Below are 18,104 nucleotides of genomic sequence, written 5' to 3'. Positions count from 1 at the left end.
ACGTCCAGCTAATGGGCCATTCCCTTACAATTAATTAGAAATGCCATAAACCTCATTAGATAGCTGTTGATTTGTTCTACCCTAAGGGCTATCAATATGATGTTTCACATTACGTTTGCTGATTTTAAAACCTTCTGTCTCTGCGCAACAATCGAAGTGGGCTTAGATACACTCAATGCCTTTCTGGCCAGTGGAAAAAACGTTCATTCCGCCCTTCTAATTGAAAAAAATGGTAACCGAACGGAATTACCGCTGGATGCTTTCAGGGGGCCGGCCTTTGCGCAGGGCATGTTGCAAATCGAAGAGCAATATCAGGAAGTTTTGGCCGTTCGGGTTTGGGATTATCACTATACTACCGCCCGGGTTATTCGGCTTCAAGGCAACGTTTCCTACGCGATGCAAACCGCCAAACGAGTTGAAGAAGAAAAAAAAAACTGGAAGCGAAAAGCGGATAGACTCTTCGCACGAATGGATCGTATTGAGGAAAAAATTCAACTATTGAAAAGCTAATTCCGGAAAGCTGGCTTCTGAAAATTTAAACTTTTTAATCGGTCAGTCTGTTAAACAATTATTAACGGGCGCACTGTTTTACCGCCCCATCCTAATCAGTTCACGCTGAGTCTCTTTTCCGCCCCCTGTGGTCTAAGCTGTCGGTCTAGTTTCTCCCTAACCAGCCGACCATGACTCCGTTTAATCACGAGGAAAACAACCGTACCCTTCGACACTACCAGCAGCAGTGTCAGGAATTGAAGGAACGCATCCAGCTCTTACACAGCCAAAACGTTCTGCTCTCCGAGAGGCTGCAAAAGCTGCTCAGCAAAAATGAGCGGATCACGGATAAAGTCCGGAAGCTTCTGCCGTAAAGTTGCTTATTGTTTCAATCACGGGCTTTTTCGTCAATCCTTCAACAGGGCGTGGTTAGTAAGCTTCGTCCCGAAAACGGTGCTTATTGACAATCCCGGCCGACCGGCGGAATTACTTGATTCGTGTTTTACCCCGAATAAGCTGGTACTGCCGATCGGAATTGTTGATCAGTTCCTGATCCAGCCTGGCCAGAAAAGCCTGGCCGTACATTGAAAGGTCATAGTGCTGCATCTCCTGATGAAGAATCCGCATGACGCTGATCGGGACGGAAAAACGGTAGCGTTGTCGGGGGCTGCGCAGCCCCCAGGCAATAGCACTCTTGCCGATATTGCCTTTCTCCCAATACTCAATCAGGACTTGCTCGTAGATGGTTCGTTCGTGAATTGACAAGGTCAGGGCACTTTCTATCCGAACGCGCAGAAATTCAACCAAGCCAAAAAATTCTCCGGGGTATAGTGAAATCTTCATGAATCCGTTCGTTAAGCGGCCGCGATCGGTCTCCTTGAGCGATCGCGGCCCCTCTTACAGGATAAGCCGGGGAACAACCCCTTGCCGAGCCGCCCCTCCTGCTCAGGCCCTCTCGATGAGCTTCGGCGCTTAGTGAGTTCGCGGAATCGTCACTGGTATGCCGATCCGGTTTCGGGAGTGGGTAAACCGTCTGATACCGGCTGATCAGCTGGCAACACCGTGATGTCATCGCCTACCTCGATGGTACCGCCCTGCACCACCCGGGCCGTCAGACCGCCGTGGCCGCGCATGGCGTTGTAACCGCCCGGCCCCAGGTTGGTTTCCATGCGGGAACAGGGATGGCAGTAACCCGTGATTTCCAGAATAACCGAATCCCCGATCTGGATTTTGTGGTCTTTCAGCGCCAGCAGGTTCAGTTTCGAAACAACGATGTTTCTCCGCAGCAAGCCGGGATCAACGGAGTCGTGCCCGGTTAGGGAGGCCACTACGGGCAGGTGTTCCGCCTGAATCAGGGTCACGTGCCGGTTGCCGCTCCGGCCGCTGTAATGATCTCCGATCAGGCCGTTTTTCTCCGATACGTCCACTTCCGATACCGATTGAAGGGGGGCTTTTCGAATCGGTCGGATCCCGATCCACTCAACCCGGCCGGACCGGGGGAACACTTCCAGCAATTGTTTCAAGGGCGCTTCCACAACTTTTTTGTTTAGTAGGCAGAAAAATAGGTACAAGTTTAACCAATGGCAAAAGGAAATGTTATCCGGCCCGCCCGGCCACCGCTATCCGGAATGACGCAATGGCAAAACCCTTACCGGAGGTACTTCCCGGCGGGCGTCAAAACCGTTCTTTTGGGATAGGCCACACCCCGATAGCTGGTTGGCAGGTTCGGGTCACCTTTGATGTATCTGGGCAGCTTTGGGTACGGATAGACAGGCCGCCGAAACCGTACGCCGTTGGCCGGAAGCTCGTTTTGGTAAGCCGTTGCCACCAACTGATCGGGGCCGGTGCCCTGTTCCACCCAATTGATCAGGGCCGTCAGAACATCGTGCGCCCGATCCTGCGGAACGTTCAGCGCCAGGTTTTGCCCGCAGTCGTTCAGGCCCGGCCCTCCACCGCAATGCGCCATGCCCGGAATCAGAAAAAACCGGAAAAATTCCTGCGTTGGCTTCAGGCCGCCCTGCGCTTTTACCACCCGCTCGTAGTAGGCCAGTGCATCCTGGTAGGGAACTAGCGGATCGGCGGTTCCGGCGTACATCAGCAGTTTGCCACCGCGTTTTTTCAACGGCCTTAAATCCGGATCATTCGCGTTGAGGATCGGAGCGAGTACGGAATCCATTTTGTCCTGATCGCGGTCAAAGTCGAACGAAGCGTAATCGAAGTTGGGTCCAAACACCCACTTGTACTGGTAAAACAGCGAATTGGGAGCCTGCTTCGGATTTTGCTGCATTTCCAGACCGGATGCGATTGCTTCACTACCTAGGGGAATGGGGGTATACAGCCGTTCGCCCGTACGCGGATTGGTCGGTCCGGCGTATATTTTTTGCAACGCCGTTCGCTGGGCCGCCGTGAGACAGGTGCCGTCGTCCACCCCGTCCGGACAACGGGGCAACGTTTCCGGATCAAACCGGCAGGCGCGGGGGTCGGTCAGAAAGTTATCGCCGGGCGCCCCGCCGTCCTTGCCCGCGCACGCTTTAAGGACGGCGTTGGTGATCAGCGTCAGTTTTTCTTTCGGTAGAAACGCGCCCCCCGGAAACTGGTTGGTCACTTTCAAGTTCCAGACAAAGCCCGTGTGCAGGTGCGTGCGGTTGTTGGCGGGGGCGCCGGCCAGTATCCCGTCGTAATCTTCCGGATACCGCTGGGCTTCCATGAGGGCCTGCTGCCCGCCCGTCGAGCAACCCGCAAAATACGCGTGGTGGAACGGCTTCCGGTAATACGCCTGCGTAATGGCTTTGCCCGTTACCGTCATCTCGTGCGTGGCCCGGTGTCCGAAATCGACCCAGCGCTCGGGGTGCCCCACGGCTTCGTTGGCGGTGGGTGCGGTTCCCATATCGGTATTGGCGGTGGCAAATCCGCGCTTCAACCCGTTGATCAGCGCCGAATAGCCGATGTTACCGGCCCCGCCCCCGTTGCCCGTCCCCAGAAACCGCCCGTTCCAACCCGTGCTGGGCAGCCAGACTTCGATGTGGATGTTCGACTCGGGTACGGGTTTGAGCGTAGCGGCCACCCGGCAAAAGGCGGGCAGATCCGGGACCACGTGGTTACTCCCCGGTATTCGAAAAGCGCCCACGGCCACACACTCGGCCGTTGTCACGATCGCATTCGGAAACGCCTGGCTGGCAAGACGTTGGCAATCGCAATCCTGAGCGGTGGACGAACGGAAAAAGGAAAGCAGAAAGAAGGTCAGCAGAACGTATTTTTTTCTGTGCATCCGGCTAATGCGGGTTAAGGATAAACGGGGCCTGTCAAAAGTTCACACAGGGAAAGCGGCATTTTTCTCGGATAATCTCTGCTATCCTCCGCTCCACTCTGTGCAATAACCATAAAATAAATTGTAATTTGCACGCGGAATTCATTGGTTAAGAGCCATCTCAGAATCAGTTAATTTTTTCTTGCATTAATCTATTTTTTCCTATTGACTATGAGCGAAGTAGCCACCCGATTTAAGCCCGGTGTCGTAACCGGCGAAGGCGTCAGCGAAATTTTTCGTCACGCCAACGAAAATGATTACGCCCTTCCGGCCGTGAATGTCGTCGGTACTAATTCCGTCAATGCTGTGCTGGAAACGGCTAAAGCCGTCAATTCGCCGGTTATCATTCAATTTTCGAATGGTGGTGGTATATTCTATGCGGGCAAGACCCTGTCCAACGCCAACCAGCAGGCAGCTATTGCCGGCTCAATTTCCGGAGCCCTGCACGTTCATCACGTGGCCGAACTCTACGGTGTTCCCGTGATTCTGCACACCGACCACTGCGCCAAGAAGCTGCTGCCCTGGATCGACGGGCTGCTGGATGCCGGTGAAAAACACTTCGATCAGACGGGCAAACCGCTGTTCAGCTCGCACATGATCGACTTGTCTGAAGAATCAATCGAAGAAAACCTGGAAATCTGCGCGAAATACTTCGAGCGGATGTCGAAAATGGGCATGACGCTGGAAATCGAACTCGGGGTGACGGGTGGCGAGGAAGACGGCGTTGATAACTCCGACGTTGACGATTCAAAACTGTATACCCAACCCTCGGAAGTAGCGTTTGCTTACGAAGAACTGTCGAAAATTTCGCCAAACTTCACCATCGCTGCGGCTTTCGGAAACGTACACGGGGTTTACAAACCGGGTAACGTGAAGCTGTCGCCGATCATTCTGAAAAACTCGCAGGATTACATTCAGGAGAAATTCAGTACGGGTCCGCTACCGGTGAACTTTGTATTCCACGGCGGTTCAGGATCGAGCCGCGAGGAAATCCGGGAAGCCATCCGGTACGGAGCCATCAAAATGAACATCGACACGGATATTCAGTGGGCTACCTGGGACGGTGTGAGGAATTATTACGAAGCGAATAAAGATTACCTGCAAGGCCAACTCGGTAACCCGACCGGCGCCGATGCACCGAACAAAAAATACTACGATCCGCGCGTTTGGCTGCGCAAAGCCGAAGAAAGCGTGGTTCAACGGCTGAAAGTAGCGTTCGAAGATTTGAACTGCATCAACCGGTTGGCGTAAGCAGTGATGCGTTAAGAATTAAACGTTGAAGGGGTTACGGGTCGTGAGGCTCGTAACCTTTTTTATTAGGCAAGTAAAATGGAGCTACTCGAAACGGCCTTAACAGCATGTATCCGTAGGAGTTGAGCAAGTCGGCCGCATCATCTAGAGAAAATAAACACGTTTCGATGTCTGATTATTAACATCGACTCAGCGCATCCTTTACCCATTTACAAAATAATTATTGCCTTTGATCTCCATCTCCCAAGCAGGTTTTTGAACAGAATTACGAATTTATAAAAACTAACCAAGAATGTATTGGTAATAATTTGTAATCAGTGGCCTTATTTGTAGCGAGTACAGTATCTTCAAGGGTACAACCCACGAAACGTGCTCATGAAAGCTTTATCTCTATTATCTGGTGGACTGAACATTATGTTTCTTTCCCGCCGGTTTACCACCGAAAAGACCTGTCCTCACTGCGGGCGAAACGAAGCGGCCGCCGAGCGCATTCCCCGATCGTTGCTGACCCGAACGCTTTTATTTTTTGTGCCTCACCGCTCCTATCGATGTCAGGGCTGCCGGAAAAAATTCATTAAAATCGGAGAGGATTGACCATTCACTAATTCTCAAAAAATGACGATAACTTTTATAAACATTGTTAGCCAACCCCTCATAATCTTGTCTGTTATTTACCATTTAAAGACAGCTTCATTTTCATTTTACATGCGCTAGCTTCCGCGGAATGGTCAATACGTCCGATTGTCGACCGTCGATGTAGCGAAACGCAGTGCCATCAAAAAAACCGTCTTCTTCCAGCATGATGCGGACGGTTTTCTTCCACTCCGGAATCTCAACGGCGGCATTCAGTTCAATGGAATAGGCGGTATTGGCAAACAGCGGATAATCGCCGGAACCGGGAACGCCCTGCTGCTGATCCCACATCCCGATGGTCGGGCCGGCCGCGTGGCCGTGAACGCCAATCGGATGGGTGTAAATCGTCCCCCGAATGCCTTCTTTTTTGGCTTGTTCCAGCGCTTCCAGCAGCAGTTGATTCCCGGTTTTGCCGGCCTTGAACCGTTCCGTCAAAATGTCCTGCAGACGGTTTCCCTGCCGGAAGGCCCGGCGAATGCTCTCCGGTACCTCGGTTTCGCCCGGTTTGAGAACGTACGCATGTTGCTGTTGATCGGTGTTGAGTCGCAGGTACGTAATCCCGAAATCGACGTGGAGCAGGTCGCCGGGCCGGATAACCTGTCCGGAAGGTTGCTTGGAAAACGTCCGCAGGTGTTCAAATTCCGGTGAATCGGCCCTTTGCACGTCCACCGTCGGGTGAAACCAGGTTTCCAGACCCAGTTCCGTAATTCGCTGACGGAACCACCAGACCACGTCGTCGGTGGTCGTCACGCCGGGTTGGATGACCTGCTCGGAGAAACCTTCCTGAATGATCTGATGCGACAACCGACAAATGAGCGGATAGATCACCATCTCTTTTTCCGTGCGTGTTTCCAGCCAGCCCACCGACAGCTTTTCCGCCGAAACCAGTCGTTTCTGATAATCTAGCGGTAATTTTTCCATGAATTCACTGCGCTCGGTAAACGTCAGGCCGTCGGCATGGGCGTAATTTTTGGAGAAATTCAAGCCGATCTTTTTCGGTTTGCGGTCCTGAATTGTTTTGACCAGCGCATCCCACTGATTCGGCCGCACGTCAATGTCCCAGGCGCCTTTCAGCAGCGTTCCAACATCATACCGGGCAATGGCCAGCTTTTCCAGTTCCTTTCCCGCGCCGGGATCGAAGAAAACCAGGATGGTCCGGCGTCGCGCCGAAAGCCAGGTGCTGGGCAGCATCGTTTTCAGGACCGGATCTTCGTTGTATTCCCGCGAAATAAGCACCCACATATCGATGCCCTCCCGGCGCATCAACTGCGGCAACAGGTTGATGAAGCGGTCTTCCAGAATTTCATCGACCACCCGGGCCCGTTCGCGTTCATTCAGAACGACCGTCGGGGAAAGCGGCTGGGCCGATAAACTGGAGGCAGAAAAAAGAAGGAGCAGCAGAAAAAGGAAACGGTGATTCATGGGCGCAAACGTTATCAATTGCTAAAATAACGTAAGTTCCGCATGGATTACCGTTTCGATCAAATTTCCGGCGGTACCAGTCCGCTTTACCGTTTAAAAACTAAAAACGGCGGCTGGCGGGGCCCGGTCAGCGGTTATTCACTTACCGGTGCTGAACGAAGGGCATCGCGAAACCGCTCGATCCGACCCAGGTCGATCTGGTTCAGGCCCCACCTTTCCAGCGTCACCGGTTGCCCTTTTAGTTCATTAATCAGCCGGGTCAGCGTGGTGTTGACCACTTCGAGTTCTTTCTGCGTTGTTTCTACCGTTAGTTTCATGGAGGAATTTTGCGTTGAGTCGTGTTTAAATTTTCACCATACTGTACCCAAGATCTGCACTCCATTTTTTATTCTGGTATATTGGCGAAGAAGTTTATTTTCCGGCACAGCCGGTAACCTATTCCGAACCCATGAAAAAACGAACTTTTCTAAAAATCTCTTCCACCCTGCTGGCAACGCCGGTGCTTCCCTCCCTCGAAACCTGGATGGACGATAAAAAACTCTTAAACTGGGCGGGTAACTACGCCTATAGTACCAACCGCCTGTACCCGGCCAAATCCCTGCAAGAGACCCAAAATCTGGTTAAAAAGTACGATAAACTGAAGGTCCTGGGAACCCGCCACTGCTTCAACGGGATTGCCGACAGCTCCCACCAGATGATCTCGCTGGTGGACATGACGAAGGTTCATAGCCTGGACACCCAGGCCAAAACCGTCACGGTAGATGCCAACATGAAATACGGTAACCTGGCCACCTACCTCGACAGCAAAGGATTTGCGCTGCACAATCTGGCTTCCTTGCCGCACATTTCCATCGCCGGGGCCTGTGCAACGGCCACCCACGGTTCGGGCTTTAAAAACGGCAATTTATCGACGGCGGTGGCGGCTATGGAAATCGTGCTGGCCAACGGCGAGGTGCGGACGCTGTCCCGAAAAGACGGCGAAGACTTCCGGGCGGCCGTCGTCCACCTGGGCGGGTTGGGCGTGGTTACGAAAGTTACACTGGATGTGCAGCCGACGTATAAAATGCGGCAGTTCGTTTACGTAAATCTGCCGATGAGCCAGCTTAAAGATCACTTCGAAGCTATTGAATCGAGTGCCTACAGCGTCAGCCTGTTTACCGATTGGCAGAAAGGTCGCGTCAACGAAGTCTGGCTGAAAGAACGCCTTGAAAAAGGGCAATCGCCGGCACCAAAACCGGAATTTTACGGGGCCCAGCTCGCCAAAAAGAACCTGCACCCCATCGCCGAGCTTTCGGCCGTCAACTGCACCGAACAAATGGGCGTTCCCGGCCCGTGGTACGAACGGCTGCCCCACTTTCGCATGGGCTTCACGCCCAGCAGCGGGAAAGAGCTGCAATCGGAGTTTTTTGTGCCTTACCGCAACGCGGTCGAAGCGATTCTGGCCGTTGAGCGGCTCCGCGACCACATCAGCCCGCACCTGTTCATTTCGGAAATCCGTACCATCGAAGCCGACGACTTCTGGATGAGTCCGTGCTACAAACAGCGCTCGGTAGCCATTCACTTCACCTGGAAACCCGACTGGAACTCGGTCCGGAAAGTTCTGCCGATGATCGAAAAGGAACTGGCACCTTTTGGAGCCCGGCCTCATTGGGGCAAGCTCTTTTCCATCACCCCAGCCCAGCTTCAGGAGCGGTACACCAAGCTGCCCGATTTCCGCAAAATGCTGACCGAATACGACCCCAAAGGCAAATTCCGGAACGCGTTTTTAGACAAAAACATTTTTGGCCGGTCCTGAAAAACCGGTCCTAAAGGTGTATCGGTGGGCCGTTCGGGGCTTCGGACCCCGCCCGCATTGGGACTTCTTCACCCCACGGACATCCGTTGTTTTTTTGTACTTTCGTACCTCTGACCCCGCATCAAACCGCAGACGATCAGCGAGTGATTCAGCCAACGGTCTAGACGGGGTGTCAAGATTACAAAGTGAATCGTTAACTAAACCAACTACCATTAATTACTTTCTCTACTAAGCCCATGATGACAAAGAACCACGTTGCGATTGCTCTCCTGGCGGCATCTCTGCTTACTTTCAGCGACGGCTTCGCCCAGAAAGGCAAAAAGATTTACACCTTCCCAATTGGCATTCAGGCGTACACATACCGCCATAGTTTCCCGAAAGACATCGTGGCGACGCTCGACACCATCCAATCCCTGGGCATTACCGAAATGGAAGGCGGCACCCCAAAAGGCATCACCACCGCCGAATTCAAGAAATTGCTGAAAGAACGGAACATCAGCATACCGGGTACCGGCGCTGGGTATGAGCAACTGGTGAAAGATCCGATGGAAGTTGTCAAAAACGCGAAAGAGCTGGGCGCTCAATACGTCATGTGTGCCTGGATTCCGCACCAAAAAGGCAACTTTACGCTCGAAAACGCCAAAAAAGCCGTTGAGGATTTTAATCGCGTCGGCAAAGTGTTGCAGGAGAACGGCCTGACCTTCTGCTACCACAACCACGGTTTCGAATTCCAGCCCTACGAAGACGGAACGCTGTTTGATTACATGGTAAAAAACACCGATCCCAAATACGTATCCTTCGAAATGGATATTCTGTGGGCCACACACGGGGGCGCCGATCCGGTGAAACTGCTGAACAAATACGGCAGCCGCTGGAAACTGATGCACCTGAAGGACCTCAAAAAAGGCGTAAAAGGCGATCTGACCGGCGGCACCCCGCAGGAAAACGACGTGATTCTGGGAACGGGCCAGATTGACATGCCGATGGTCCTCAAAACAGCGAAGAAAGTCGGTATCAAGCATTATTTCATCGAAGACGAAAGCAACATCTGGGCGGATCAGGTACCGAAAAGCATTGCGTACCTGAAAAACCTGACGGAATAAACGGGCCAGCTCGCCAGGATTGACGGTTTACGGAAGGGCGGTTATCGGCATTCGTCGCAGGCATTGCGGGGTTAACCGATGACCGCCTTTCCGCTTCATCAGCACGGCTTTCGTCCCTCTCCCTACCCGGTTTACCGACACATTTCTGCTTTCTACCGCACGCCTTTTTATTCTGATACCGGTTTTTGTAGTTTCGGGTGACTAGCAACCCCTTGGATGAAACGCACGATTCCGCCGATTCTACTCCATGTTCTGATTTGCCTGGCTTTTCTGGCGCTCCCCTACATTTTTGCACCGGTGGGCTTTCCGGGATGGTCGCAACTGGCCCGCAACCCGCACGAACGGACGAACGTTCTGTCGTACCTGTTTATGCTGGCTTTTTTTTACGCCAACTATTATTACCTGATTCCGAAACTCTATTTTGAGGAAAAATACGCCTTATACATCACCGTTGCGGCCGGCTGTTTTCTGGTCATTATCATTACCGTGCTCCTCCTCGACCGCCAGGATGTATTTTCCCATTTACCACCGCCCAGCCGACCGGCCCCCGTGGGTCCGGGTCTGAGTCGAAAACCGCCGGTCGGGTTTGAGTTGAGTCACGCGCTGTTTCTGTTTCTGGTCGGCATATTTGTGTCGCTTTTCCTGCAAAGCAACAACCGCTGGCGGCAGACCGAACAGGAAAAACTAGCCACGGAACTCTCGTACCTGAAGGCCCAGATCAACCCGCATTTTTTGTTCAACACGCTCAACAGCATCTATTCCCTGGCCATCGAACAGTCGGACCGGACGGCCGATGCGGTGGTCAAACTTTCGTCGCTGATGCGGTACGTGATCCGGGATGCGGGCCACCACCAGGTACCGCTGTCGAAAGAACTGGAGTACATCCGAAATTACATTGATTTGCAACAACTGCGGCTGGATGACACGGTCCAGGTGGAGTTTACGGTCAACGGCCAGCCCAACGGCCAGCCAATTGCGCCCCTGATCCTGATTTCGTTCATCGAAAACGCGTTCAAATACGGCGTTAATCCGGAGGAAAAATCCCAGATCACCGTGACCGTCACGGTGCAGAACAGCCGCGTAAACCTGCGGGTGTTCAACCGGAAAGTGCGGGTTCACTACGATGCCGAAACGGCGGGCGGCATTGGCCTTAAAAACACCAGAACCCGTCTGCACCTGATGTACCCCAACCGCCATACGCTGGCGATCAGCAATACGGCTAACGGTTTTACGGTTGATTTAACGATTGATCTGGTATGATTCGAGCGATTGCCTTAGACGACGAACCGCCCGCCCTGCGGGTCCTGACCCATTTTTGCGGCCAGATTGCCACCGTAGATCTGCAAAAAACGTTTCTGCGCCCCGACGAAGCCCTTCGGCACCTGCACGACACGCCAACCGACCTGCTGTTTCTGGACATCAATATGCCGTCGGTTTCGGGCATTGAATTTCATAAGGCCATTCCGCCCCACCTGATGGTGATTTTCACCACGGCCTACGCCGAATTTGCCGTCGAAGGGTTCAACCTGAACGCCGTGGATTATCTGCTCAAGCCTTTTACGTTCGAACGGTTTCAGCAGGCCGTCAGCAAAGCCAGCGAGCACTACCGCCTGCGCCACCCCGCCGACCCCGCCAAAGAAGCCTATCTGTACATCCGGGCCGATTATACGCTCCACAAAATTGCCCTGTCCGACATTCTGTTCATCGAAGGACTGGACGATTACCTGAAGATACACCTCCAGCCCAGCAATCACCCGATTGTGGCCCGCATGACGATGAAAACCATGTTGCAGAAACTTCAGGAAGCCGACCCGGACAGCAAACGGTTTATCCGTGTTCACCGGTCCTACATTGTACCCTTCAGCCGGATTGAGCAGGTCCGCAACCGGATCATTACGCTCGCTGGTGAAGAAATTCCGATTGGAATGAGCTATGAAGCCGATTTCTTCAAGCGGTTTCAACCATAAGAAAAAGGCTCCGCTGCCTCGGTTCGCAGCAGTGCGTCCAGCCGCTCTGGCAACTCGGCAAACCGATTAGCATCCTAGCCCATCGCCTGAGCACGGTACAGCCTGCCCGGCATTTTAGACACAGCGGACGGAAGCTGTCTGCCCCAGCCGTTTCAGCGGTGTTTGGTCACCCCCACCTGCTCGCAGTATTCCAGTACCGGGCAGGTGGAGCAGCGCGGCAGGGTGCCGGTGCAGATGTGCTTGCCAAACGGCATCAGCAGCCGGTTAATGTCAATCCACTGCGCGACGGGCACTTGCTTCTCCAGTACTTTTAACGTCTGTTCGGGTTGCCCCGTCCGGACGTAGCCCCAGCGGTTGGTGACGCGGTGAACGTGAATGTCCACACTGATGGCGGCCTGTCCAGTGGCCACACCCAGCGTCAAATTGGCGCACTTGGGGCCGACGCCCTTAAACGAAGTCAGCGTTTCGAAATCGGCGGGAATCTGGCCGCCAAACTCTTCCACCGCCCGCTTCGCAATTCCCAGCATCGTATAAGCTTTCTGCTCCGGATACTGCGTCCCGTAGAGCAGTTGGGCCAGAGCCGCCGGGGCGAGTTTCAGCAACTGCTCGGGCGTGCGGGCCACGTCGAAAAGCCGCAGCGAAACCGGAATGGTAGTTTCGTCCAGCGTCCGGATGGAGATGATGCAGGAAATCAGTTGTTCAAAAACCGTGTTGTATCCCCGCTCGTACAGGTCGAACATGGCGGCTTTCGGATACGGTCGGATGGCTTCCTCCACCCGACTCAGAACCAGCGTTAAATCAAAATTGGGCTTCACGCAATCTTTAACCCAAAAAAGACCGCGAAGTTTTCAGACTTTTAGCGAGCCACGGAACCCCCGGGCGGCATAATAAGATTCTGCGCCGTTGTGGTACAGGAAAACCGTGTCGTAGCGACGATCACAAAAGAGGGCTCCGCCGAGTTTTCTGATTTCAGCCGGCGTTTGCACCCAGCTCGACGTTTTTGTATCGAACTTCCCAAGTTGCTGCAACGCCCGATATTCTTCTTCGGACAGCAGCTCGATCCCCAGGTCAGCCGCCATTTCCATGGCGGTATTTTCCGGCTTGTTTTCTTTTCGGGACTCCCAGCCCGCCCGGTCGAAACAAACACTCCGGCGGCCTTTCGGACTCTCCGCGGAGCAGTCATAGAAAACGTATTCGCCCGTCTTTTGATCGTAGTCGACCACATCCGGTTCACCACCGGTTTCTTCCATGGCGTGGAGCGACCACAGCTTTTCATCGTTTGCTTCCAGCCGGGCCTGCACGTCGGCCCATTGCAGGTCCTGATGGCGGTTTGTGTTTTTCTCAAACCGGACTCTCAGTGTGCTCAGCAATGCTTCACGCTGTTCGGGAGACAACTCTTTGTCTTCGCTGATGTTAGTTTTTTCTGTCGTCATGGGTTATGCTAGTTTACGTACGATTTCCTCCAATCGGTTGTGTGCCATGTTGATGCCTTTGGCAAAGGGCAGCTTCAGCAGCTGGTCCCGGAGCGCGACGGATCGATAGATGACATGCATCGTGAGCCGGCTGGTGGTCTCCGTCAGTTGTTCAAATTCCAGAAACTCCAGTTGAGCGCCGAAGGGCGTGTTTTCCATTTCAAACGTGCGCGTGATTTTCTGATTCGGAACAAACGCATGGATGGTTCCATTGGCCCTGAACACCACGTTGCCCTGCGCATCGGTGGTTTCAAATTGCCAGCCGCCATGCCTTTTATTTTCCAGCTTCAGCACGTTCGTACTCATCCACTGCGCCACTAGTTCGGGCTCTGTATACGCTTTGAAAAGCAGCTCCAGGGGCAGGTCAAACTCCCGGGTTATCACCAGCTCCTGCTTGCCTTCTTCGGCATCGACTCGTGTTTTCTGCCCCATTTTATTGGCCCTTGTAGTTTTTCATGACAGCTTCCAGTTTGTTAAACCGGTCCTCCCACATTTGGCGGAACGGCTCAATGAAGTCGGCGACTTCTTTCATTTTGTCGGCATTGAAGTGGTAGTAAATTTCCCGGCCAGCCTGCTCCTGTTGCAGCAATTCGCACTCGGTGAGAATTTGCAGGTGTTTCGAAACGGTTGGGCGGGCGGTGTCGAAGTTGGCGGCAATGGCCCCGGCGGTCATCGACTGGGAAGCTACCAACAGCAGGATGGCCCGTCGGGTGGGGTCCGCTATGGCCTGGAACACATCTCTTCGTAAATTCATCGCGTAGTCATTTGACTACAAATATACGTGTAGCCATTTAACTACACAAGATTTTCCAAATCGTTTTTTATAAAAAAGACGTCCCGTAATTTTTGCGAATTCTCCCGCATTGCTGTACTTGTTACAGTCTATCATAACGCTTCATAAAACCATCATGCGAACCGTCGTTTTATTAATTTTTTCCAACCTGTTTATGACCACGGCCTGGTACTGGCACCTGCGCTACAAAGGCGAATCGCTGTGGAAAGTCATCCTGATTAGCTGGCTGATTGCCTTCGTTGAATACTGCCTGGCCGTGCCCGCCAACCGCATTGGCTCCTACCAGTTCACGGCGTTTCAACTCAAAACGATTCAGGAAGTGGTCAGTCTGCTGGTGTTTGTTGCCTTTGCGGTTCTGTACCTGAAGGAAGAGATTAAGTGGAATTACATTGTTGGCTTTTTGTTCATCGTGCTGGCGGTCTTTTTTGTGTTTAAAAAGTGGTAGGTTGCAGCCCGAAAGCCGGGTTAGTAGACTTCTCCGCTTCACGACTTATAGTGCCGTTACCGCAATCGTATTTTCAATCAAACTAGGATGACAAGCAGAAGAAACTTTCTGAAAACATCGGGCAGCCTGGCCGCCGGGGCGCTTTTGCTCCCCACCTTTTCCGAAGCCGCTAAAGTGAAAAATGTCGGAATTCAACTCTATACCGTCCGCAAGGAAATGCTGGCCGACGCCGTCGGAACGCTGAAACAACTGGCAAAAATCGGGTACAAGGAACTGGAATCGGCCCGGAGCGACAAAGGGAATTTTTACGGTCTAAAACCAAAAGAAATCAAGAAAATTGCCAACGACCTGGGCATGAACGTCCGCAGCGGGCACGTGCACATCGACAAAGACTGGAAACGGTCGGTAGACATGGCCGCCGAAGCCGGGCAATCGTACCTGGTTTGTTCGTCCCTGCCATCGGAGGGCCAGACCGTTTCCAACTACGAGCGCTGCGCCGATCTGTTTTCCAAAGCCGCCGAAGACTGCCAGAAGGCTAAACTGGTGTTTGGCTACCACAACCACGACTACGAATTTGAAAAGAAAAACGGCAAGGTGCTGTACGACATTCTGATTGAGAAAAGCGACCCGAAGCTGGTAAAAATGGAAATGGACCTGGGCTGGGCCATCCTGACCGGCAACGATCCGCTGAAGTACTTCGCCAAGTACCCGGGACGTTTCCCGCTCTGGCATTTGAAAGACATGGACGCGAAAACCAAGGAAAGCACCGAGTTTGGTAAGGGGCAGATCAACATCGTCAAGATGCTCAAAAACATGGACAAAGCCGGTATGAAGTACTTCTTCGTTGAGCAGGAAGAATACCCGAAAACCGCCATGGAAAGCGCCAAATACGACTTCGACTACCTGGCCAAGCTGAATTACTGATCCCGTCGGTAGCCCATAAAAAAGGGAAGGTCCAGCACTTAGCTGGACCTTCCCTTTTTTACTGCTTCACCATCTTTTTCCTGACCACCTGGTCGCCGATCCTGAGTTCAATCAGATAAAAACCGGCGGGCATGGTTCGCAGGTCCAGGTCCCGTTGAAACCCGTCCTCGGTTTTCTGGAATTGCTGTTTCAGCACCACCACCCCGGTTACATTCCGCACCGTCAGCGTCAGCAAACCCCGCGCGGTGTTTCGGAAGGCTAGTTTAGCCAGTCCATCGCTGGGATTAGGCGAAACGGTCAAATTCTGATCCGGTAAGGTAGTCGGCACTTCGGTAATCGTACCCGGCCGTACGAAAATTCGGGCGGTCGCGATGGTATCGCACATATCCAGACCGGTTCCCGTTACGGTGTATGAGGTCGTTTGCGTTGGGCGGGCAATCACCTGAGCGCCCAGCGTTCGGCTCAGGTTCTGACCCGACCAGCTGAAGATACTGGCCCCGCGCGCGTTCAGCGTCACGGCTTGCCCGGGATCAACAAACTGCGCCGAAGTCGTGATCTGCACCGACGGTTTCATACCAACCTTGGCCGAAATATCAAAGGCGATGTTGACCCCCAAACTATCCCGGTAGCGGCCCCAGTTGCCCTGGCTGCTCTGCAGCCACGAACTGGCGTTCAGCGATTCTCCGTTGTTGGTACTCACCAGCGCCACCGTGTCACCAGCCGCCTGAGCCAGTTCGACGCCAACGTGGAACGGTAATCCACTCAACGGAACATTTCGCTCAAAGACAATCGTGGTAGCCCGGTTGTTTGCCACATCCTCCAGGATGGTCCGGAGCGGAATGTCCTTTGTTTCCAGCACGGCGCCGGGTCCGTTCTGGAAGCCCCGGGCGTTCCAGACCGTGACGGTTACAACCGATTCCGTTTCAGCGCCCTTGGCGGCTTTGGCCACCCCGAACCGGATCGATGCGCTGTTCATATTCGTATACCCCAAGGAGTTACTGAACAACTCCGAAACGGCGCGAATTTTACGGCTGTTCTGCCCGGCCAGATAGCCGGTTCCCCCCGGTTGCCGCAATACCGTCCGTGTGCCGTTGAAATTGGTCTGGCTCGCGCACAGGCCGACGTTCAGCACTTCGATGTATTGTTCGCGGACCACCGGCGTTGACGTTCCGGCAGCGTTGGCCGTCACCAGCGTTACTTTAAATTTACCCGGCTGGCTGTAGGTTACAACGGGGTTTTGTTCCGTGGAGGACGAGGGATTTCCCCCTTCAAACGTCCATTCCCACCGGGTCGGGAAGTTGGTCGAAAGGTCGGTAAAGCGCACCTGTCCGCCCAGGAGAACCCGCACATTCTCGGCCCGGAAGTTGGAGTTGGGACGAGCGACAACCGACGTGCCACAAACGTTGGAATTGACCAGGTTGGCCCGCCGAACCGCAAACTGCATGACCGCCCGCATACGGGTTTTCTGCCCCCGTGTAAAAATGTTGAAACAGGCATCATCGGAGTAGTCCATGTAGTTTTCCACCATGTTGGTGGTGCCGCAGCTGGTCCGCCCTTTCTGGCAACCCCGGCTTTCGGATGCCTGCGTCGGCGTATCGTCCACAAAGTCATTGCCGCAGTTGGCGTCCCCCCAGATGTGAATCAGGCCAAGCCAGTGGCCTACTTCGTGGGTCAGCGTCCGCCCGAGGTTGTAAGGAGCCTGCATAACCGGGAAGTTGCCTTTTTCGGCGTTTCCGAACGATTGATAGCGAATCACCACGCCGTCGGTGCTTCCCGCCCCCATGTTTGACGAAAGGCCCGGCAGGGTAGACTGGCTCGGAAACTGCGCGTAACCCAAAAGCCGGTCGTCGGTAGCGGCAAAATCAACCACCCAAATGTTAAAGTATTTTTCGGGGTCCCAGTACGTATTGGGTTTCAAAACCCCGTCAATGTCGGTTTTGCTCCAGGTGCTTTTGCCAAAATTAGCCGCGCCGTTCACCCGATCAATCCCGCGTTCGGCTATCGTACCGCCCGTCGGATTGATGGCGGCCAGACAAAATTCAATTTCAATGTCGGCGCCCCGGGCGTCTTCGTTGAAGCCCCGGGTTCCGGGTTTCCGGCGAAAGTCTTCGTTGAGCGTTTCCAGCTGGGCTTTCACCTGCGCTTCACTGATGTTTCGGCCCGTCCCGACCGACTCCCCAGCGTGAACAACGTGCACAACAACCGGAATCGTCAGGACTGCATCGGCCAGGCGGCCCGTTCGTTCGAGTTTCTGAATCTGTTTGATTCGTTCCTGAAGCGTTTTTTCAAAAGCCGCCCGGCTACCCATGTCGGGATATTTAGCGCGAAGGGCGCTGTCCATTTGCACGGTGGCGCACTGTTCCCGGGCGGGTTGGGCGGCCAGGTGCTGCCAGGCCGGAATCGACTGGGCCTGCAGCGAACCCCACGCACAAGTGAAAAGATTGAAAGAAAGAAGTATCTGTTTTAACATATAAAGCAGTCCAGTTTACGGCTTACAAACGAC

At 53.6% G+C, this 18,104-nt stretch carries 19 protein-coding genes; 9 read left to right on the top strand and 10 right to left on the bottom strand.

What is annotated here, in order from left to right; translation table 11 throughout:
* Positions 1-96 precede the first annotated feature (96 nt).
* Positions 97-510, top strand: coding sequence for a hypothetical protein (locus OQ371_RS17875; protein ID WP_265989556.1), 414 nt, complete (start codon positions 97-99; stop codon positions 508-510).
* 170 nt (positions 511-680) lie between these two features.
* Positions 681-863 carry a hypothetical protein gene (locus OQ371_RS17870; protein ID WP_265989555.1) on the top strand — a complete coding sequence of 61 codons (183 nt, stop codon included), beginning with the start codon at positions 681-683 and terminating at the stop codon, positions 861-863.
* Positions 864-975: 112 nt separating this feature from the next.
* Here OQ371_RS17870 and OQ371_RS17865 read toward each other — a convergent pair whose 3' ends face one another.
* The 3 genes from OQ371_RS17865 to OQ371_RS17855 all read right to left on the bottom strand — a co-directional run bounded on the left by OQ371_RS17865 (position 976) and on the right by OQ371_RS17855 (position 3,757).
* Positions 976-1,332, bottom strand: a complete 357-nt coding sequence (locus OQ371_RS17865; protein WP_265989554.1) for a hypothetical protein — start codon at positions 1,330-1,332, stop codon at positions 976-978.
* A gap of 149 nt (positions 1,333-1,481) precedes the next feature.
* The gene (locus tag OQ371_RS17860) at positions 1,482-2,024 is read right to left on the bottom strand and encodes an MOSC domain-containing protein (RefSeq protein ID WP_265989553.1); all 543 of its coding nucleotides are present in this window, start codon (positions 2,022-2,024) and stop codon (positions 1,482-1,484) included.
* A gap of 113 nt (positions 2,025-2,137) precedes the next feature.
* Positions 2,138-3,757: a tannase/feruloyl esterase family alpha/beta hydrolase gene (locus tag OQ371_RS17855; protein ID WP_265989552.1), complete on the bottom strand. Its 1,620-nt coding sequence runs from the start codon at positions 3,755-3,757 to the stop codon at positions 2,138-2,140.
* 210 nt (positions 3,758-3,967) lie between these two features.
* Between OQ371_RS17855 and fbaA the strand changes: the two genes are divergently transcribed.
* The gene (gene fbaA, locus OQ371_RS17850) at positions 3,968-5,047 is read left to right on the top strand and encodes a class II fructose-bisphosphate aldolase (protein WP_265989551.1); all 1,080 of its coding nucleotides are present in this window, start codon (positions 3,968-3,970) and stop codon (positions 5,045-5,047) included.
* Between the two features lie 696 nt (positions 5,048-5,743).
* On the opposite strand, the gene OQ371_RS17845 is transcribed toward fbaA, so the two are convergent.
* Together OQ371_RS17845 and OQ371_RS17840 are read right to left on the bottom strand one after the other, a co-directional pair.
* Positions 5,744-7,102: a M24 family metallopeptidase gene (locus OQ371_RS17845; protein ID WP_265989550.1), complete on the bottom strand. Its 1,359-nt coding sequence runs from the start codon at positions 7,100-7,102 to the stop codon at positions 5,744-5,746.
* 134 nt (positions 7,103-7,236) lie between these two features.
* Complete coding sequence (locus OQ371_RS17840; RefSeq protein ID WP_265989549.1) at positions 7,237-7,419, bottom strand: hypothetical protein; 183 nt, start codon at positions 7,417-7,419, stop codon at positions 7,237-7,239.
* 131 nt (positions 7,420-7,550) lie between these two features.
* On the opposite strand from OQ371_RS17840, the gene OQ371_RS17835 reads away from it, so the two are divergent.
* The 4 genes from OQ371_RS17835 to OQ371_RS17820 all read left to right on the top strand — a co-directional run bounded on the left by OQ371_RS17835 (position 7,551) and on the right by OQ371_RS17820 (position 11,967).
* Positions 7,551-8,897, top strand: a complete 1,347-nt coding sequence (locus OQ371_RS17835; protein WP_265989548.1) for a D-arabinono-1,4-lactone oxidase — start codon at positions 7,551-7,553, stop codon at positions 8,895-8,897.
* A gap of 239 nt (positions 8,898-9,136) precedes the next feature.
* The gene (locus OQ371_RS17830; RefSeq protein WP_265994333.1) at positions 9,137-10,000 is read left to right on the top strand and encodes a sugar phosphate isomerase/epimerase family protein; all 864 of its coding nucleotides are present in this window, start codon (positions 9,137-9,139) and stop codon (positions 9,998-10,000) included.
* A gap of 216 nt (positions 10,001-10,216) precedes the next feature.
* On the top strand, positions 10,217-11,260 hold the full coding sequence (locus OQ371_RS17825; RefSeq protein ID WP_265989546.1) for a sensor histidine kinase: 1,044 nt from the start codon (positions 10,217-10,219) through the stop codon (positions 11,258-11,260).
* A complete protein-coding gene (locus OQ371_RS17820) occupies positions 11,257-11,967 on the top strand; it encodes a LytR/AlgR family response regulator transcription factor (RefSeq protein WP_265989545.1) in 711 nt (236 codons plus the stop codon). Before OQ371_RS17825 ends, OQ371_RS17820 begins: the two co-directional genes overlap by 4 nt.
* A 152-nt stretch (positions 11,968-12,119) precedes the next feature.
* On the opposite strand, the gene OQ371_RS17815 is transcribed toward OQ371_RS17820, so the two are convergent.
* The 4 genes from OQ371_RS17815 to OQ371_RS17800 are packed head-to-tail and all read right to left on the bottom strand — an operon-like array spanning position 12,120 to position 14,193.
* Complete coding sequence (locus OQ371_RS17815; RefSeq protein ID WP_265989544.1) at positions 12,120-12,782, bottom strand: endonuclease III domain-containing protein; 663 nt, start codon at positions 12,780-12,782, stop codon at positions 12,120-12,122.
* 33 nt (positions 12,783-12,815) lie between these two features.
* A complete protein-coding gene (locus OQ371_RS17810) occupies positions 12,816-13,400 on the bottom strand; it encodes a DUF4256 domain-containing protein (protein ID WP_265989543.1) in 585 nt (194 codons plus the stop codon).
* Between the two features lie 3 nt (positions 13,401-13,403).
* Positions 13,404-13,871: an SRPBCC domain-containing protein gene (locus OQ371_RS17805; RefSeq protein ID WP_265989542.1), complete on the bottom strand. Its 468-nt coding sequence runs from the start codon at positions 13,869-13,871 to the stop codon at positions 13,404-13,406.
* Between the two features lies 1 nt (position 13,872).
* Positions 13,873-14,193, bottom strand: coding sequence for an ArsR/SmtB family transcription factor (locus OQ371_RS17800; RefSeq protein ID WP_265989541.1), 321 nt, complete (start codon positions 14,191-14,193; stop codon positions 13,873-13,875).
* Positions 14,194-14,347: 154 nt separating this feature from the next.
* On the opposite strand from OQ371_RS17800, the gene OQ371_RS17795 reads away from it, so the two are divergent.
* Together OQ371_RS17795 and OQ371_RS17790 are read left to right on the top strand one after the other, a co-directional pair.
* On the top strand, positions 14,348-14,677 hold the full coding sequence (locus tag OQ371_RS17795; protein ID WP_265989540.1) for a DMT family protein: 330 nt from the start codon (positions 14,348-14,350) through the stop codon (positions 14,675-14,677).
* Positions 14,678-14,764: 87 nt separating this feature from the next.
* On the top strand, positions 14,765-15,601 hold the full coding sequence (locus OQ371_RS17790) for a TIM barrel protein (RefSeq protein WP_265989532.1): 837 nt from the start codon (positions 14,765-14,767) through the stop codon (positions 15,599-15,601).
* Positions 15,602-15,659: 58 nt separating this feature from the next.
* On the opposite strand, the gene OQ371_RS17785 is transcribed toward OQ371_RS17790, so the two are convergent.
* Positions 15,660-18,071: a M43 family zinc metalloprotease gene (locus OQ371_RS17785; protein WP_265989531.1), complete on the bottom strand. Its 2,412-nt coding sequence runs from the start codon at positions 18,069-18,071 to the stop codon at positions 15,660-15,662.
* Positions 18,072-18,104 lie beyond the last annotated feature (33 nt).

It is taken from the genome of Larkinella insperata (assembly GCF_026248825.1).
Lineage (GTDB): Bacteria > Bacteroidota > Bacteroidia > Cytophagales > Spirosomataceae > Larkinella > Larkinella insperata.
Note: the sequence above shows the minus strand (reverse complement) of the source record. Positions and strands in the feature narration are given on the sequence as shown.

Bases quoted from the DNA above. Each gene is read 5' to 3' on its own strand.
- OQ371_RS17830 (WP_265994333.1), top strand. From the start codon at position 9,137: ATGACAAAGAACCACGTTGCGATTGCTCTCCTGGCGGCATCTCTGCTT.
- OQ371_RS17785 (WP_265989531.1), bottom strand. From the start codon at position 18,071: ATGTTAAAACAGATACTTCTTTCTTTCAATCTTTTCACTTGTGCGTGG.
- OQ371_RS17865 (WP_265989554.1), bottom strand. From the start codon at position 1,332: ATGAAGATTTCACTATACCCCGGAGAATTTTTTGGCTTGGTTGAATTT.
- OQ371_RS17800 (WP_265989541.1), bottom strand. From the start codon at position 14,193: ATGAATTTACGAAGAGATGTGTTCCAGGCCATAGCGGACCCCACCCGA.
- OQ371_RS17805 (WP_265989542.1), bottom strand. From the start codon at position 13,871: ATGGGGCAGAAAACACGAGTCGATGCCGAAGAAGGCAAGCAGGAGCTG.
- fbaA (WP_265989551.1), top strand. From the start codon at position 3,968: ATGAGCGAAGTAGCCACCCGATTTAAGCCCGGTGTCGTAACCGGCGAA.
- OQ371_RS17870 (WP_265989555.1), top strand. From the start codon at position 681: ATGACTCCGTTTAATCACGAGGAAAACAACCGTACCCTTCGACACTAC.
- OQ371_RS17810 (WP_265989543.1), bottom strand. From the start codon at position 13,400: ATGACGACAGAAAAAACTAACATCAGCGAAGACAAAGAGTTGTCTCCC.
- OQ371_RS17790 (WP_265989532.1), top strand. From the start codon at position 14,765: ATGACAAGCAGAAGAAACTTTCTGAAAACATCGGGCAGCCTGGCCGCC.
- OQ371_RS17820 (WP_265989545.1), top strand. From the start codon at position 11,257: ATGATTCGAGCGATTGCCTTAGACGACGAACCGCCCGCCCTGCGGGTC.
- OQ371_RS17840 (WP_265989549.1), bottom strand. From the start codon at position 7,419: ATGAAACTAACGGTAGAAACAACGCAGAAAGAACTCGAAGTGGTCAAC.
- OQ371_RS17855 (WP_265989552.1), bottom strand. From the start codon at position 3,757: ATGCACAGAAAAAAATACGTTCTGCTGACCTTCTTTCTGCTTTCCTTT.
- OQ371_RS17835 (WP_265989548.1), top strand. From the start codon at position 7,551: ATGAAAAAACGAACTTTTCTAAAAATCTCTTCCACCCTGCTGGCAACG.
- OQ371_RS17795 (WP_265989540.1), top strand. From the start codon at position 14,348: ATGCGAACCGTCGTTTTATTAATTTTTTCCAACCTGTTTATGACCACG.
- OQ371_RS17825 (WP_265989546.1), top strand. From the start codon at position 10,217: ATGAAACGCACGATTCCGCCGATTCTACTCCATGTTCTGATTTGCCTG.
- OQ371_RS17875 (WP_265989556.1), top strand. From the start codon at position 97: ATGATGTTTCACATTACGTTTGCTGATTTTAAAACCTTCTGTCTCTGC.
- OQ371_RS17845 (WP_265989550.1), bottom strand. From the start codon at position 7,102: ATGAATCACCGTTTCCTTTTTCTGCTGCTCCTTCTTTTTTCTGCCTCC.